Source organism: Aldersonia sp. NBC_00410 (assembly GCF_026342035.1).
GTDB lineage: Bacteria > Actinomycetota > Actinomycetes > Mycobacteriales > Mycobacteriaceae > Aldersonia.
Window position 1 is genome coordinate 293,318 of record NZ_JAPENM010000008.1, and the last position, 15,451, is coordinate 308,768.

A 15,451-nucleotide genomic window follows, 5' to 3' on the forward strand; every position below is an offset into this window, starting at 1 on the left:
TAGTGATAATAGGGTTTGGTAGACGTCGTGAACGGCGACATAGCGGGCGTGCTCGACACTGCCCTCGCGGAGCGTCCCGACGCGACCGCGATCGAGGCTGCGTCCGGCGCATGGACCTATTCCGAACTCGACGACCAGGCCAATCGGGCAGCGGGCGCACTATGGTCGCTCGGCGTGCGCCCGGGCGACCGCGTCGCCGCGTGCCTGCCCAACGACCTCGATATCGTCGCGGCGTTTCATGGCGCGGCCCGAATCGGGGCGATCTGGGCGGGTATCGGCGAGGCGCTCACCGCCGCCGAGCAGCAGGGACTGAGCGACATCATCGACCCTACGGTCGTGCTCGCCGGCCCACGCTGCCTGCTCGACACACCGAACTGCGTGACTCCCGACCGCTGGGCGGCACTGCTGGCGGATGCGCCGTCCGCGCCGCAGGTCGAGGTCGACCTCGATGCACCTGCCGGAATCGCGTTCACCAGCGGCACCTCCGGCGCGCCCAAGGCGGTCGTGCACAGCCAGCGCAACCTGCTGCTGCCCGGCGCGGCCCTGGTCGCGACCCGCGGCTGGGGTCCCGAGCTGCGCAAAGGCGACAGCTTCCCGTTCACGATCCTCAATTTGATGGTGCTCTCCACCCTGCTTACGGCGCAGGCGGGCGGGTGCGCCGTGGTGATGAACCGGCGCGACGTGGACGGGGTGGCCGAGTGGATCGCCGAACACCGCGTGACGGTGTGGAACGGCGCCCCGGCGCAGCTGTTCGACCTGGCCAACCGCCCGCATCTCGACCTGAGCTCGCTGCGCGAGGTGTGGAGCGGCGGCAGCGATACCCCGGACCCCGTGCGCCGTGCCTTCGCCGCGGCGCACGGGGTCGTGCCGCGCGCTACCTACGGCCTCACCGAGGCACCGACCGTGGTGGCCATCGACCCGGCCGGCGAGGAATGGCGCCCCGGCGCGAGTGGTCGCGTGCTGCCGCAATTCGACGTCGCGGCCTACGACGATGACGGGAACCGTCTGCCGGCGGGCGAACTCGGCGAATTGCGAATTTCCGGCGCGACGGCCGGGCCGTGGGCAGGCCACTGGGCGCCGTTGCTCGGCTACTGGTCCGATGGTGGTGTGCGTGCGCCGGATCCGGGGCCGTTCCCGACCGGTGACGTCGGCACCGTCACCGAAGATGGTTGGCTGACCGTGTTGGACCGCAAGAAATTGGTCATCATTCGCGGCGGGGCGAACGTGTATCCGCTCGAGGTGGAGCGGGTTATCGCAACCCATCCCGACGTCGCGAAGGTCGCGGTGTGCCCGGTGCCGGACGAGCGACTCGGGCAACGGGTTGCCGCGGTCGTCGAGTCGGCGTCACCGACACTCGACTTCGATGCTCTCACCGAACTGTGCCGGCGCGAGCTTGCCGCGTACAAGGTGCCCGAGGTGTGGGCAAGGGTGGACGCGCTGCCGCTCAACGCGATGGGCAAGATACAACGCACGGAGCTCGCCGGGCTCCTCGACCACGCCGGAGGCCGGCCCGAATGACCGCGAATTCTCCCTCCGGACCACCGTCGTTCGGCCTCGACGGCCGTGTCGCGATCGTCACCGGCGCGTCGTCGGGCCTCGGGGCCGCGGTGGCGCGCGCGCTCGCCTCGCTCGGCGCCCGCGTGGCGGTTGTCGCACGGAGGTACGACAGGCTCACCGATCTCGCGGGAGAGATCGACGGCTTTGCGATTTCGTGCGATCTGTCCGACCTCGGCGCCGTCGGTACGGTGGTGCCGGAGGTGGTGGCGAACCTCGGTCCGCCACAGATCCTGGTCAACGCCGCGGGCAGCATGTTCAGCTATGAACGCGCCGAGTCGGAGCCGCTCGAGGCGCTGCGCAAAACGACCGACCTCAATCTGCTCGCCCCCTTCCTGCTCGCGCAGGGCGTGTTCCCGCATATGTGCGAAAACGGTGGCGGGTCGATCGTCAACATTTCCTCGATCAGCGGCCGGGTCGGCATCCCCGGCATTCCGCAGGCGTCCTATGCCGCTAGCAAAGCGGGCCTTTCCGGCCTCACTGCGGAGCTCGCCGTGCAGTGGGCCCGACATTCGATCCGGGTGAACACCGTCGCGCCGGGCTTCTTCCGCAGCGAGATCACTGGACAGCTCTACGACAGCGAGAAGGCAGCCGAGTATCTGCGGCGCAATACACCGCTGCCGAAAGAGGGCACGGCGGACGACATCGTCGGCGCCGTGATGTGGCTAGCCGGCGATGCCGGCAGCTACGTCACGGGGCAAACAATCGTCGTCGACGGCGGCTGGACCGCACGTTGACCGGGCTGTTGACACTACTTTCTATCCATGTAAACCTTATAAGCAATGAACGGAAATGGCATTCTCGCTGGTGAGATCAATCGATCTCCAGCGCGAGCGTGGCGTGTCGGGACGTATCGGTTCCGGCCGCGAGAGAACGCCTAGCGCATTCGCAGGCACCGCCCTCTCGACCACAGGTCGGGGAACAGCCATGGCAACTCCCCCACCACTTCCGCGTGACGGTTCTAGAAAGGAACTCCCCCAGGTGTTTTCGGCAATTCTCATCGACAAGGACGAGGCCGGGCAGAATGTCGCGCGGACCAGCATCGACGAAGCGGCACTCCCAGACGGCAATGTCACCGTCGAGGTCGAGTACTCCACGCTGAACTACAAGGACGCGCTGGCCATCACCGGTAAGTCACCGATCGTGCGGAAGTACCCGCTCGTCCCCGGTATCGATCTCGCCGGTGTCGTCACCGAGAGCACCCACGCGAACTGGTCGGTCGGCGACCGTGTCGTCCTCAATGGCTGGGGCGTCGGCGAATCGCACTCGGGTGGTTTCGGACAGCGCGCGCGCCTGAACGGGGACTGGCTGGTGCCGCTCCCCGCCGCGTTCACCTCGCGCCAGGCGATGGCCATCGGAACAGCCGGCTACACCGCGGCCCTCTGCGTCGATGCACTGGTGAACTTCGGCGTGACTCCCGATCAGGGCGAGGTCCTGGTCACCGGAGCCACCGGCGGAGTCGGCAGTGTCGCGATCGCACTCCTGACGAAGGCAGGGTTCAGCGTCACCGCGGCGACCGGCAAGTCCACCGAGGTCGAGTACCTGCAGAAGCTCGGTGCGGTGGCCGTGATCGATCGCGCCGAGCTCTCCGAGAAGGGCAAGCCCCTGCAGAAAGAGCGCTGGGCGGCCGTCGTCGACTCGGTCGGCAGTTACACGTTGGCCAACGCCGCCGCCCAAACGCGCTACGGCGGTGCGGTTGCGGCGTGCGGGCTCGCACAGGGCATGGACTTCCCCGCAACCGTGGCACCGCTGATCTTGCGCGGAGTGTCGCTGCTCGGCATCGACAGCGTGATGGCTCCGATCCCGCGCCGGCTCGCAGCCTGGGAGCGGCTGTCCCGTGATCTCGATCCGGCGCTGCTCGACGACATCGCCCGCGAGGTCGGTCTGGACGGTGTCATCGACGCTGCGGGCGAGCTGATGGACGGCAAGGTCCGCGGCCGCATCGTCATCGACGTCAACCGATAAGGAGTCACCGTGGCAACGAGGAAAACGGCCGCCAAGAAGTTGGAACTCGACCTCTCCGATGTCGATCACCGGGTCGGCCAGCCGATCGGCGGTGGCCAGCAGTGGGAGCCGTGCAGTCCCTCCGATATCCGCCGCTGGGTGATGGCGCTCGACTACCCGAACCCGCTGCACTGGGACACCGAGTTCGCCCGCGAATCGAAGTTCGGCGGCCTCGTGGCGCCGCAGTCGATCCCGGTGGCGCTCGACTACGGCCACGGTGCCGCACCCGCGTGTGTGGGCAAGATCCCGGGCAGCCACCTGATCTTCGGCGGCGAGGAGTGGTGGTTCTACGGCGTCCCGGTTCGCCCGGGCGACAAGCTGTTTCAGGATCGACGCTTCCTGGACTACAAGGTCACCGAAACGAAGTTCGCCGGGCCGACCATGTTCCAGCGCGGCGAGACCATTCACAAGAACCAGCACGGCGCGCTGGTGGCCCGCGAACACGCCACCTCCATCCGCTATATCGCCGAAGAGGCCAACAAGCGGGGCATGTACGACGAATCACTCGGCGAGATCAAGCGGTGGACCCAGGAAGAACTCCTCGAGGTCGAAAAGCTGCGCTACGAGTGGCTGATGTCGAACCGGCTGGGTGTATCGCCGCATTTCGATGAGGTCAAGGTCGGTGACACGCTGCCGCGCAGGGTCGTCGGCCCGCACAGCGTCGCTACCTTCACGACCGAATACCGCGCCTTCCTGTTCAACATCTGGGGAACCTTCCACTGGACCGCGCCCGAGGGCATCGAGGATCCGTGGGTCAACCAGGATCCAGGCTGGACCGAGGGTTTCGCGTTCGACGAAGAAGGCGCGAGGATCGATCCGCGGCTGCGCGACGGCCTGTATGTCGGCCCGTCGCGTGGGCATATCGACGGCGACAAGGCCGGCGAGGTCGGCATGTCACGCGCCTACGGCTACGGCGCCACGATGGGCGGCTGGTGCACCGACTACCTGGCGTACTGGGCCGGCCACGACGGAATGGTGCGCCACAGCAAGGCCGACTTCCGCGGGCCTGCGTTCGAAGGCGACGTCACGTACTTCGACGCCGAAATCGTTGGCAAGCAGGAGCAGTCGGAGTGGGGCGTACCGCTGGTGCAGATCAAGCTGCGCCTCACCAATCAGGACGGCGGCACACTGGTGACGTGCACCGCCGAGGTCGAACTTCCGCGATAGGCACGTCAACGAGGGCGGTTGCAATGACGACGACGGGTACCGAGGCGGCGATTTCTTCGCCGAATCTCGGTGATCAACAGCATCTTTCGATCATCAGCGGTCCACCGCTGGCGGACGAGCCGGGCCTGGGCACGCTCACGCTGCCCGGGTTCCTGCGCGAGGTCACCACTCGGTTCGGTGATCGCGAGGCGCTCGTTGCCGGAGATGTTCGTTGGACCTACGCCGACCTGTGGGAGCGTTCCATCGAAGTGGCGCGTGCACTGCGTGCCGCGGGTATCGGCAAGGACGGCCGCGTCGGTGTCCTGATGACCAACCGCCTGGAGTGGCTGTCCGGGTTCTTCGGTACCGCCCTTGCCGGCGGTGTCGCGGTCACGCTCAGCACCTTCTCGACCAAGGACGAGCTCGAATACCTGATCGACGTGTCCGCAGTCTCGGTGCTGCTGTTCGAACGCCGAATCCTCAAGCGGGACTTCGCCGAAGTACTGACAGCGCTCGAACCGCAGCTCGAGACCGCGGCGCCCGGTGCGATCGCCTCCGCGAAGTATCCATTCCTGCGCCACGTCGTTGCGGTCGACGACACACCGGGCGGCGCAATCGAGGGCTGGGCAGACTTCCTCGCCCGAGGCTCGAGCGAGTCCCGCGAGTTGGTCGAGGAGACCGCCGCACGCACCCGGCCCAGCGATGCCGCCGTGCTGTTCTTCTCCTCGGGTTCGACGAGTAAACCGAAGGGAATTCTCAGCGCGCACCGGGGTGTGTCCATCCAGACGTGGCGCTTCGCGCGCATCTTCGCCCTCGGCCCGGAGGATCACGTGCGCTGCTGGACGGCGAATGGGTTCTTCTGGTCGGGCAACTTCGGTATGGCCGTCGGCACCACACTCGCCGCCGGCGGGGCGATCGTGCTGCAGTCCGGTTTCGACGCCTCGGCAGCGCTCGAGCTCATGCAGGCGGAGCGCGTCAATTTCCTCGTCGCCTGGCCGCACCAGTGGGCACAGCTGCAGGGCGCACCCAACTGGCTCGATGTCGACCTGAGCGCGATGAAGTACGTCGACCTCAATTCGCCGATCGCCCAGCACCCGACGGTGTCCACCACCTACACCGAGCCGCTGCAGGCCTACGGCAACACCGAAACCTTCACGATTACTTCGTGTTTCCCGGCCAATACCCCTGTCGATGTGCATGGCAACAGCAGCGGTGTGCCGCTGCCCGGCAACACGATTCGGGTTGTCGATCCGCTGAGCGGCGAGGTCGTCCCGCTCGGTGAACGCGGCGAGATCTGCGTCAAAGGCCCGACCCTCATGCTCGGCTATCTGGGCACCTCACTCGACGAGACGCTCGACGACGAGGGTTTCCTGCACACCGGCGACGGCGGATACATCGACGACGTCGGACGGCTGGTATGGGAAGGCCGCCTGACCGACATCATCAAGACCGGCGGCGCGAACGTATCCCCGGTCGAGGTTGACGAGGCACTCGAAACGCATCCGGCGGTGAAGCTCGGCCGCACTGTCGGCGTTCCGCACGAGACCCTCGGCGAACTGGTCGTGGCGTGCATTGTTCCGCAGGACGGAATCCCGGTTGACGCATCCGAAATCCGTGCGTTCCTGAAAGAGCGCCTGGCCAGTTACAAAGTGCCGCGCGAGGTGCTGTTCTTCGACGACTCTGAAATGGCACAGACCGGCAGTGCCAAGGTCAAGTCCAGCGACCTACGGGAACTCGCCGCCAAGCGCCTCTCCGAGTAATACGAGTAATAGCGGTGTGGCCGGCGACCCCTGGTCGCCGGCCACGCCGCTGTTGTCTATGCCCGGTAGCGCTCCGCGATCGAGCGGCGGTGCGCTGCGAGTGAGCCGTACAGCGAGCGGTTGAGCGCGGCCCGCTTGAGATAGACGTGCACGCCACTCTCCCAGGTGTATCCGATGCCGCCGTGCAGTTGCATCGCCTTACCGGTGATGTCGACCGCCGCGGCGCACGCGTATGACTTGGCCATGTGCGCGGCGAGCGCGGCATCCGCCGAATTCTCGGTCTGCCCAACCACGGCCGCCGCAACCAGCCGCCGCGCCACCGACACCGCGACGAGCATGTCCGCGCAGGCGTGTTTCACCGCCTGGAACGAGCCGATCTTGCGACCGAACTGCTCGCGGACTCCGGCGTAGGCCACGGTCGCATCGAGCATGGCCGCCGCGATGCCGAGGCTGTCGCAGGCCACGGCAATCGCCGCGCGCTGCTGCAAACGGCGCAGCTCTTCCGGCCCGTCGCCGGCGAAGTGCCACACCGACTCCTGATCCACTTCGACACCCTCGGCGGTGATGTCGGCGAAGCGTCGGGTCGCGTCGACGACCGGCCGTTCACCGACGGTGATGCCGGCAGCGCTCGGAGCCACTGCGACCAATACCGGGCCATCGGATCCGATGGCGGGCAAGAGCAATCGGTCCGCTTCGATCCCATCGGCCACGAACTCGGCTCGTCCGGAGAGCACGGCGCCATGCGAGGTGAGCTCGAGCCGGAACGGACTCGGCTCCGGGCTCTCCCCCGGCAGCCCGACGACGGGGACGGCAGTGCCGCCGACCGTGGCACACAGCAACTCGTCACGGGCCGGGCTTGGCGCGAGGGCGTTCAGCGCTCCGACCGCGAGCGCAACCGAGGAGTACGGCCCGCGAGCAGCGGCTCGCCCCACCTCATCGAGGATCACGGCCACTTCCGCGAAAGTCGCATCCGCGCCGTCGAACTCGCCGCCGACCTCCAGGCCGAGCCAGCCCGACTGCGTGATCAGGCCCCAGTCGATCGACGCCTCCTCGCCGGCCTTCGCGAGCAGGTCCCTTGCGACCGATCGCAGTTCGTCGTGCAGTTCGGCGAGTTCGCTGGATGCGTGTGTCATCGCGCAGCCTCCGGTTCGCGTGGCAGGCCGAGACCGCGCTCGCCGATGATCGTCCGCTGAATTTCGCTCGTACCGCCCGGAATCGTCCATTCCCACGAGCCGATGAAGTCGAGCATCCAGGCACCGGACTCCCACCCACTCGAGAGTGGTTTGCGCAGCTGAGTGTGCCCGGCAAGTCCGGCGACCTCGGTGGCGAAGTCCGTCATCCGCTGCAGCAGTTCGCTGTAGTACAGCTTCACGATCGAGGCGTCCGCGGGAGCGGGGTGATCGTTGGACACGAGATCGGTGCACAGTGCGCGCAGGCCGGTCAGCTCGGTCTCCAGTGTCGCGAGCCGATCGAGGACCAACGGATCATCCAGTGCGCGTTCGCCGTCCGATCCGGGACGGCCGCACATCTGCACCAGCCAGCGGAAGCCGCCATGATGCAGACGCTCGGCGAGTTCGAGCATCGTCATACCGCGTTCGGCACCGAGCGTCTGCTGCGCGACCTGCCAGCCCTGGTTCTCCGGTCCGACGAGCCGGTCGGCCGGAATCTCGACGTCGTCGAGGAAGATTTCGCAGAAGTGCGACTCGCCGGTGGCCTGCCGGATCGGACGGACCTCGATGCCGGGCGTGCGCATGTCGAGCAGGAAATACGAGATGCCCCGCCGCTTCGGCGCATCCGGATCGGTGCGAGCCAGCAACAGGCACCAGTCGGCGTGCATGGCGCCGCTCGCCCAGAGCTTCTGGCCATTCACGATATAGCTGTCGCCCACCTTGCGTGCCGAGGTGGCGAGCGAGGCCATATCCGATCCGGCACCGGGTTCGGAAAACCCCTGACACCAGATCTCGCCGTCGAGGATGGCCGGAAGGTGTTGGTTACGTTGGGCTTCCGTGCCGGCCGCGAGCAGCGTCGAGGCGGCATGATGGATCGAGACGAAGGCCAGCACGAGGCGGGGCGCGTCATGCTTGGCGAGTTCCTGATAGAGCACGACCTGCTCGGCGACCGACATGCCGCCGCCCCATTCCCTCGGCCAGTGCGGTACGGCAAAGCCGGCGGACCGCAGTTCCTGGAACCACTCCTTCTGGAACCGGACGAACTCGTCCTCTCCGACACCGGTTTGCGTCTGCCGCCAGTCCACGGGGATGTGTTCGCGACACCATTCCCGCACCGAGGTGCGTAACTCGTCGAGGTGTTCGCTCGTCGTCATCGGCGCGCCTTGGCCCGCAGCGCGAGCAGCCGCTCTCGGTGCTCATCGCTCTGCATGGAGACGACCTCGGCGGCGAACCCGGCCTGCATCGGGCCGCCGAGTGCCTGCGACAGGTACATGTTGACCACCCGTTTCGTACCGCGCAGCGCTTCGACGGGTTGCGCGGCCAGCCGTGCAGCGAGGCGATGGGCGTCGTCGAGCAGCTCCTCCGGGGTGCTTGTCTCCGATGCGAGCCCCAACTCGACGGCCTTCGCCGCGGGGATGCGGTCGCCGGTGTAGAGGTACTGGCGCGAGCGCAGGATTGGGGTCAGCAGCGGCCAGAACGCGGCGCCGCCGTCGCCGGCAACGAGACCGACCGCGACGTGCGGATCGGCGAGATAAGCGGTTTCGGACATCAGGACGACGTCGCACAGCACGGCGATGCTGCCGCCGAGGCCGACCGCGGCGCCGTTCACCGCCGCGATCACCGGCAGCGGAAACCGCAGCATCTCCTCGATGATCTGCGCGCCCTCCCGGATACTTTCGTCGCGGGCGACGGGATCGTCGAGAAACGACGTGATCCAGTCGAGGTCGCCACCCGCGCTGAACGCGCGGCCCGCGCCGGTGAGGATGACCACCTTGGCATCGAGGTCCGCGGCGATCTGGCGCCATACGTTGGCCAGCGCCCAATGCAGCGGGCGGTTGATCGCGTTCAGGTCGTCGGGCCGGTTGATGCACACCGTGCGGATGGGGCCGTCGGCGGTGACGCTCAGTTCCGGTGGCAGGTCGTAGTTCACGAGACGCGCTCCGCGTCGGAGACGCCCTCGTGCAGCGCATCGCCGAAAAGTCCGGTGAGCCCGGCAGTCCCGATGCGGCGGGTCAACTCGTCCAATGTCCCGGACGGGCCGAGCGGCAGTCGCCGCAACGGCAGGCTGTAGCGCGAAAGCCACGACAGCTGCGTCTCGTCGCAGAACCCGCTCGCGCCGTGCAACTGATGCGCCACCCGGAAGACCGTGTCCGCCGCGTCGAGGGCAGCCACCCGGAGCGAAAGCGCGTCCGCGAGCGCATCGGGCCGGCCGGCCTGCACGCTCCACAGCGCGTACTTGGCGAGAATGTCGAGACCGCTGCGCTCGAGTTCGGCGTCGGTGAGCTGGAACTGCACGCTCTGCAGCCGGGCCAGCGGCTGACCGAACTGCTCGCGCAACAGCACATGCGATCGCGTTAGATCGAGCGCCCGATCGAGCATTCCGAGCAGCGTCCAGCACGGCAGCACCAGACCCAGCGCTACGTCTGCTGCGCCGTCTTTGTCGAGCGGCTGAAGGTCGAGGGATGCGACGAATGCCGTCGTACGGGGGGAAGCATCGGTCGGACGCGGTACCGCGGAGCTACGTTCGCCGTCCAATGTCACTGCAGCCCAACGTAGATCGACGTCAGAGATCGCGCCCTTCGGCGCCGGTCCGGTAACCACGACCAGACCGTCGACATCGAGGTCGGCGGGCCGGGCGAGTCGTTCCGCAACCGGATACGGCACCGCCCAGTAGCCGGCGCTTCGGCACAATGCCGCCGCCGCTTCCAACTCCTCCGCGTCTCCACGGGGGTCTAGCTCCCATGCGCCGAGTCCGTCGAAGACTTCCGTCACCAGGTCGGCACGCCCGGCCGGATCCAGCTCCGCTCGCTGGATCAACTCGTCGCCGCCGGCGGCTTCGAATGCCCGTAATGCAAGGCTGCCGTATTCGGTGGCCTCCGCACTGAGTTCGATCTGCATACCGTCCTCCGCTACGGGCTCGATGTCCCGCTGCGTGCTCGTTGTCATGATGTTGCCAGTAGGGCTCGGGCGAGCAGAATCCGTTGCATCTCAATGCTTCCCGATGCGACAGTGGATGCGCGCGAATACTTCCAATGGTCGTCGACCTTGCTCCGGAACCGGGCGGCCAGGCCGCCATCCAGTTCGGAATCCGTCGCGTAGGCGGCAATTTCGACGAGCAGATCGGCACTGTCCTGATCGAGCTTTGTCACCGCGATCCGATACGCCGCGGCGTCCCCCGGCCGCACCCGGTCCTCGCTCTGCATCGCAACCACGCGATAGGCCATCAGCCGTGCCCGCCGGCAGTGCACGAGCATCCGCGCCCAGCGGCCGCGCAAGTCTGCGGGCATCTCGTCCCACCGGTCGGCAAGCACCTCGGGTGCCGACTGCAACAACCGCTCGCAGCGCGCGTAGCGGGCGATGCCGACCCGTTCGAAGGACAGCACCTCCTGCACGACCTTCCAGCCCTCGTCCACGGGCCCGAGCACATCGGCCTCGGTCACCCTCAGGTCGTCGATGAAGACCTCGTTGAGGTGGTGCGGGCCGAGCATGGCGCGGATCGGACGCACCTCGATACCGGGTCGCGACATCGGCACGAGGAAGATCGTCAGCCCCTGCTGTTTGCGTTCGCCGGTCGAGGTACGGGCGAGCAGAAAGCACCACTGCGCCATCGTCGCGTACGAGGTCCAGATCTTCTGGCCCGTGACTCGCCAGCCGTCCCCATCGGGTTTGGCAGTGGTGCGCAGCGAGGCGAGATCGGAACCGGCGTTGGGTTCGCTGAAGCCCTGGCACCAGATGACTTCGCCGCGCGCGATCAGCGGGAGGTGGGTGCGCTGCTGCTCGACGGTCCCGTGCCGCATGATCGTCGGACCGACCCAGTTGACGCCCATGTACTGGGCGCCGCGTGGTTCGTGCTGCGCCCACATTTCCTCGCGCACCGCGGTCTGCTCCCATACCGAGCCGCCGCGCCCACCGAATTCCTCGGGCCACGCCAGGCAGAGCAGTTCTCGTTCCGCAAGCACACGGCAAAACTGCTGGGCGGTTGCCAAATCCGCCGGATCATCGGTGAATGCGCCGAGAAAGTCCGCCGGGACGTGCTCGGCTACGAGGCCGCGCAACTCCGCGCGCAGCGCGGTGACCGCGTCCCCCATGGTGAAGTCCATAACCTGCACGGTAATTCAATCCTCATAAGGATAGCAATCCTTGCATTGTCTATATCTATGTATGGGATAGCCGGGACCCATGTATGGTTGCGCATGTGACGACGCCCCGCCGTGGCCGGATTCCGCAACGGCGGATCGCGGAAACTGTTGCCGCGGAGTTGCGTGTCCGGATCCTCGCCGGTGACGACGACTACCGCCTACCCACCCAGGATCAACTGGTGCAGGACTTCGGCGTCAGCTATCCGTCGATCCGCGAGGCCCTGCGCATCCTGGAGACCGAAGGACTCGTGACGGTGCGGCGCGGCAACGTCGGCGGCGCGGAGGTGCACCGTCCCGACGCGTCCTCGGCTGCCTACCACCTCGGCCTTGCGTTGCAAGGAGCGCGGGTGACACTCGGCGATCTCGCGACCGGGTTGCGGACACTCGAACCGATCTGCGCTGCCGAGTGCGCACGCCGAGAGGATCGCAACGAGGTAGTCGTGCCGGCACTCGAAGCCAGCATCAAGGGCTCCGTGGAAAAGGTCGAAGAGGGCGTGACATTCACCCACGCCGCACGCGAATTCCACGACCTCATCGTCAAATTCACGCCCAACGTCACCATCCGCTATGTGGTCTCCACGCTGGTCACGCTGTGGTCGGCGCAGGAAGAGGCGTGGGCGGAGGTGCTCACCAGGCGGGGCGAGTACCCGTATCAGTCGGAGCGCGCCGAAGCCGTTCATACGCACGAACGCATCGTCGAGGAGATTGCCGCGGGCCGGGCGGAAGAGGCGGAGCGGCTCTATCGCGCGCACCTCGCCGCGACTCAGGCATTGGTGCTCGAGCGCTACGACAACGGCGTGGTCAACGCGTCCTCGGACATGGCTCACCTCGCGATCCAGTCCACCCAGCGCGCCCGCGTTTGATCGGGACCCACCGCGGCCAACCTTTCGCTATCCAAGCGAGCGTCTGCTCGCGTCGCGAAATGATCTGCGGCGGAACGGGAATTGTAGATCTGCGCGCTGTTGAACTCGGCGCGGCAATCGCCGGCGTCGCAGGACTCATCGCACCGCGTCACACACGTCATGCACGGCACAGGTCGAACCGACCACCCGTTGAATGGCCTATGCTATGTCTATCCTTGTAAAGATAACAAACCTTGCATTCTCAACCCCCGCGTACGTAGACTCCTCGTCGCGAGGTGGTCTGCATCACACGGCTGAATGGCCACGGCCCCTCACCGACCTTCCGAGTCCTCACGACCCCAGGAGGCCCACCTTGACGCAGGGTGCGCGCTATGCCAGCTCTTCGATCCAGCTCGCCGAAGGGTGGGCGCTGCAACGCCTGACCCAGCCGAGCCGTCTGTTCGGCGCAAACGGTCTGCGCACCGGCCCCGACGGCCGTATCTACATCGCGCAAGTTGCCGGCAGCACGATCAGCGCGCTCGACGTCGAAACCGGCGAGGTCGAGACGATCAGCGCCAAGGGCAGCGACGTCATCGCGCCCGACGACGTGGCCTTCGACTCCCGCGGCGACATGTACATCACCGAGTACTACGACGGACGAGTGAGCGTGCGCGAGGCCAACGGCACGACGCGCCTGCTGCGCGACGATCTGCCCGGCGCCAATGGCATCACGATCCACCAGGACCGCCTCTTCGTGAACGAGTGCCGCATCGGCGGGCGCCTGATGGAGGTCGACCGAAGCGGCGGTGCGCCCAAGGTCCTGCTCGATCAACTGCCCATGCCCAACGGTATGGAGGTCGGCCCCGACGGCAAGCTCTATTACCCCCTGTTGGGCACCAACGAGATCTGGCGCATCGATCCCAACGGCGGCGAGCCCGAGCGGGTCGCGGACGGACTCGGCGGACCCGACGCGGTCAAGTTCGACTCGCAGGGCTTCATCGTCTCCACCCAGGTCGGTTCCGGCCAGGTGCTGCGGATCGATCCGCGCAACGGCGAAAGCACGCTGCTCGCTCAGCTCACTCCCGGGCTGGACAACCTCACCTTCCTCGGCGACCGGCTGTTCGTGTCGAGCTTCACCGGACAGATCACCGAGATCCTGGGCAACGGCGAGACGCGTGCCACGCTGCCCGATGGTCTGACCTGGCCGCTCGACCTCACCACCGGCGCCGATGGCACCGTGTACATCGCCGACGGCACGTTCCTGCTTGCGCTTGCGCCGGGCGGCGAACTCAGTGTTCTGGGAATGCTTTTCAGCCCCGGGTGGCCCGGATACATTCGCGGCCTCACCGCGGTGGGCGACGGCGAGTTCATCGTCACCAGCTCCGAAGGCCAGGTGTCGCGCTACCGTCCGGCCACCGCGGAAAGCGAGTTGCTCGTCGACGGGCTCGGCCAGCTCTACGGCGTCGCGGTTGCCTCGAACGGCGCCATCGCCACCACCGATCTCGCGGGCGGGCGGGTCTACACCGTCGCCGACGGCAAGGCCGAGGAGGTTGCCGCCGAGCTGGCGCAGCCAATCGACGTCGCCTTCACGAGTGACGGCACGCTGCTTGTCTCGGAGTCGGGCGCGGGCCGCATCGTCCGGGTCACCGGGTCCGGCACCGACACCGTCGTGGACGGCTTGGAGACCCCGCACGGCATCCTCGTCCAGGATGGTCTGCTGTACATCGTCGATGTCGGCGCAAAGACGCTGGTTTCCGTCGATCTCGAGTCCAAGGCTCGCGAGGTCGTGGCGAACAACCTGCCGGTCGGTGCGCCCGAGGGCGTGACCCCGAAGCCGCTGGTCGGCATTGCGCCGTTCTCCGGTCCGCAGGGTCCGTTCGCCGGCATCGCGGTCGGACCGGATGGGACTCTGTATATCTCCGGTGACGCCGAGGGCAGTGTTCTGGCGGTCCGGAAGCAGCGGTGACCTCACCCATGTCGCGCGACTTCTTCGGCCTCACTGGTCGGATTGTCATTGTTTCCGGCGCCGGCGGCGGCGGCATCGGCACCTCGGTGACGAAGCTGGTCGCCGAGGCCGGTGCGACCGTGATCGCAGTCAGCCGCTCGAAGGAGAACCTGGCGACCCATATCGAACCGTTGGCCGCCCAGGGGCTTTCGGTCGTTCCCGTCGCCGCCGACGCGTCCACCGATGACGGTATCGCCACCGTGCTCGATGCGGTTCGCGGCACCGAAGGGCAGCTGCACGGTCTGGTCAATGTCGCCGGCGGCGCCGACCCATCGACCTGGATGCCGGCCACCCGGGTCAAGCGGGAGGACTGGCGCGCCCTGTTCGCCCAGAACCTCGAAACGATGTTCTTCATGAGTCAGGCTGTCGCGGCCGAACTGAAGGCGGAGGGGCGACCCGGCTCGATCGTCTCGATCTCATCGATCAGCGGCATGAACACCGCCCCATTCCATATCGGTTACGGCACAGCCAAAGCCGCGTTGGTGGCGGCGACCCGCACCATGGCCGTCGAACTGGCGTTGGATGAGATCCGGGTCAATGCGGTGGCACCCGGCGTGACCGCAACACCCGCATCGCTCGCCTATGTCGAGGACGACGCAGAGCGGGACCGGACCGCGATCGCCATGGGCCGACGCGGTCGCCCCGAGGAGCAGGCGGGGGCAATCCTGTTCCTGCTCTCGGACCTGTCTACCTACATCACCGGGCAGACACTGCTCGTCGATGGCGGTCTGAACCTCAAGTGGACCCATCTCGGTGCCGACAACACGTCCCTGTTCCTCAAGGATGAGTCGTTCCGCGCGGCAATCACGCAGTAACGCAGCCCATTCCGCAA

The 15,451-nt window shown here is 67.0% G+C and carries 13 protein-coding genes; 8 read left to right on the forward strand and 5 right to left on the reverse strand.

From position 1 onward, the window contains the following. The first annotated feature begins 27 nt into the window (after positions 1 to 27). From OG921_RS19710 to OG921_RS19730, 5 genes are all read left to right on the forward strand, one after another. Positions 28 to 1,518 carry a class I adenylate-forming enzyme family protein gene (locus OG921_RS19710; protein WP_266114206.1) on the forward strand — a complete coding sequence of 497 codons (1,491 nt, stop codon included), beginning with the start codon at positions 28 to 30 and terminating at the stop codon, positions 1,516 to 1,518. Beyond that, on the forward strand, positions 1,515 to 2,291 hold the full coding sequence (locus tag OG921_RS19715; protein WP_266114207.1) for an SDR family NAD(P)-dependent oxidoreductase: 777 nt from the start codon (positions 1,515 to 1,517) through the stop codon (positions 2,289 to 2,291). Before OG921_RS19710 ends, OG921_RS19715 begins: the two co-directional genes overlap by 4 nt. Positions 2,292 to 2,535: 244 nt before the next feature. Continuing rightward, positions 2,536 to 3,519 carry an MDR family oxidoreductase gene (locus OG921_RS19720; protein ID WP_266114208.1) on the forward strand — a complete coding sequence of 328 codons (984 nt, stop codon included), beginning with the start codon at positions 2,536 to 2,538 and terminating at the stop codon, positions 3,517 to 3,519. Between the two features lie 9 nt (positions 3,520 to 3,528). Further along, positions 3,529 to 4,725, forward strand: coding sequence for a MaoC family dehydratase N-terminal domain-containing protein (locus tag OG921_RS19725; protein ID WP_266114209.1), 1,197 nt, complete (start codon positions 3,529 to 3,531; stop codon positions 4,723 to 4,725). A gap of 23 nt (positions 4,726 to 4,748) precedes the next feature. Further along, entirely contained in the window at positions 4,749 to 6,464 is a 1,716-nt protein-coding gene (locus OG921_RS19730) for a class I adenylate-forming enzyme family protein (protein WP_266114210.1), read from the forward strand. 56 nt (positions 6,465 to 6,520) lie between these two features. On the opposite strand, the gene OG921_RS19735 is transcribed toward OG921_RS19730, so the two are convergent. Genes OG921_RS19735 through OG921_RS19755 form a run of 5 tightly spaced genes read right to left on the reverse strand, consistent with a single transcriptional unit; the run spans position 6,521 to position 11,733 of the window. Beyond that, positions 6,521 to 7,597, reverse strand: a complete 1,077-nt coding sequence (locus OG921_RS19735; RefSeq protein ID WP_266114211.1) for an acyl-CoA dehydrogenase family protein — start codon at positions 7,595 to 7,597, stop codon at positions 6,521 to 6,523. Then, complete coding sequence (locus tag OG921_RS19740) at positions 7,594 to 8,787, reverse strand: acyl-CoA dehydrogenase family protein (RefSeq protein WP_266114212.1); 1,194 nt, start codon at positions 8,785 to 8,787, stop codon at positions 7,594 to 7,596. Before OG921_RS19740 ends, OG921_RS19735 begins: the two co-directional genes overlap by 4 nt. Next, complete coding sequence (locus OG921_RS19745; protein WP_266114213.1) at positions 8,784 to 9,563, reverse strand: enoyl-CoA hydratase/isomerase family protein; 780 nt, start codon at positions 9,561 to 9,563, stop codon at positions 8,784 to 8,786. Before OG921_RS19745 ends, OG921_RS19740 begins: the two co-directional genes overlap by 4 nt. After that, positions 9,560 to 10,531, reverse strand: a complete 972-nt coding sequence (locus tag OG921_RS19750) for an acyl-CoA dehydrogenase family protein (RefSeq protein ID WP_266114280.1) — start codon at positions 10,529 to 10,531, stop codon at positions 9,560 to 9,562. Before OG921_RS19750 ends, OG921_RS19745 begins: the two co-directional genes overlap by 4 nt. 44 nt (positions 10,532 to 10,575) lie before the next feature. Further along, entirely contained in the window at positions 10,576 to 11,733 is a 1,158-nt protein-coding gene (locus tag OG921_RS19755; protein WP_266114214.1) for an acyl-CoA dehydrogenase family protein, read from the reverse strand. 95 nt (positions 11,734 to 11,828) lie between these two features. On the opposite strand from OG921_RS19755, the gene OG921_RS19760 reads away from it, so the two are divergent. The 3 genes from OG921_RS19760 (at position 11,829) to OG921_RS19770 (ending at position 15,434) form a co-directional block, all read left to right on the forward strand. Beyond that, a complete protein-coding gene (locus OG921_RS19760) occupies positions 11,829 to 12,635 on the forward strand; it encodes a FadR/GntR family transcriptional regulator (protein WP_266114215.1) in 807 nt (268 codons plus the stop codon). 352 nt (positions 12,636 to 12,987) lie between these two features. Further along, positions 12,988 to 14,580 carry an SMP-30/gluconolactonase/LRE family protein gene (locus OG921_RS19765; protein ID WP_266114216.1) on the forward strand — a complete coding sequence of 531 codons (1,593 nt, stop codon included), beginning with the start codon at positions 12,988 to 12,990 and terminating at the stop codon, positions 14,578 to 14,580. Between the two features lie 8 nt (positions 14,581 to 14,588). After that, the gene (locus OG921_RS19770) at positions 14,589 to 15,434 is read left to right on the forward strand and encodes an SDR family NAD(P)-dependent oxidoreductase (protein ID WP_266114281.1); all 846 of its coding nucleotides are present in this window, start codon (positions 14,589 to 14,591) and stop codon (positions 15,432 to 15,434) included. Positions 15,435 to 15,451 lie beyond the last annotated feature (17 nt).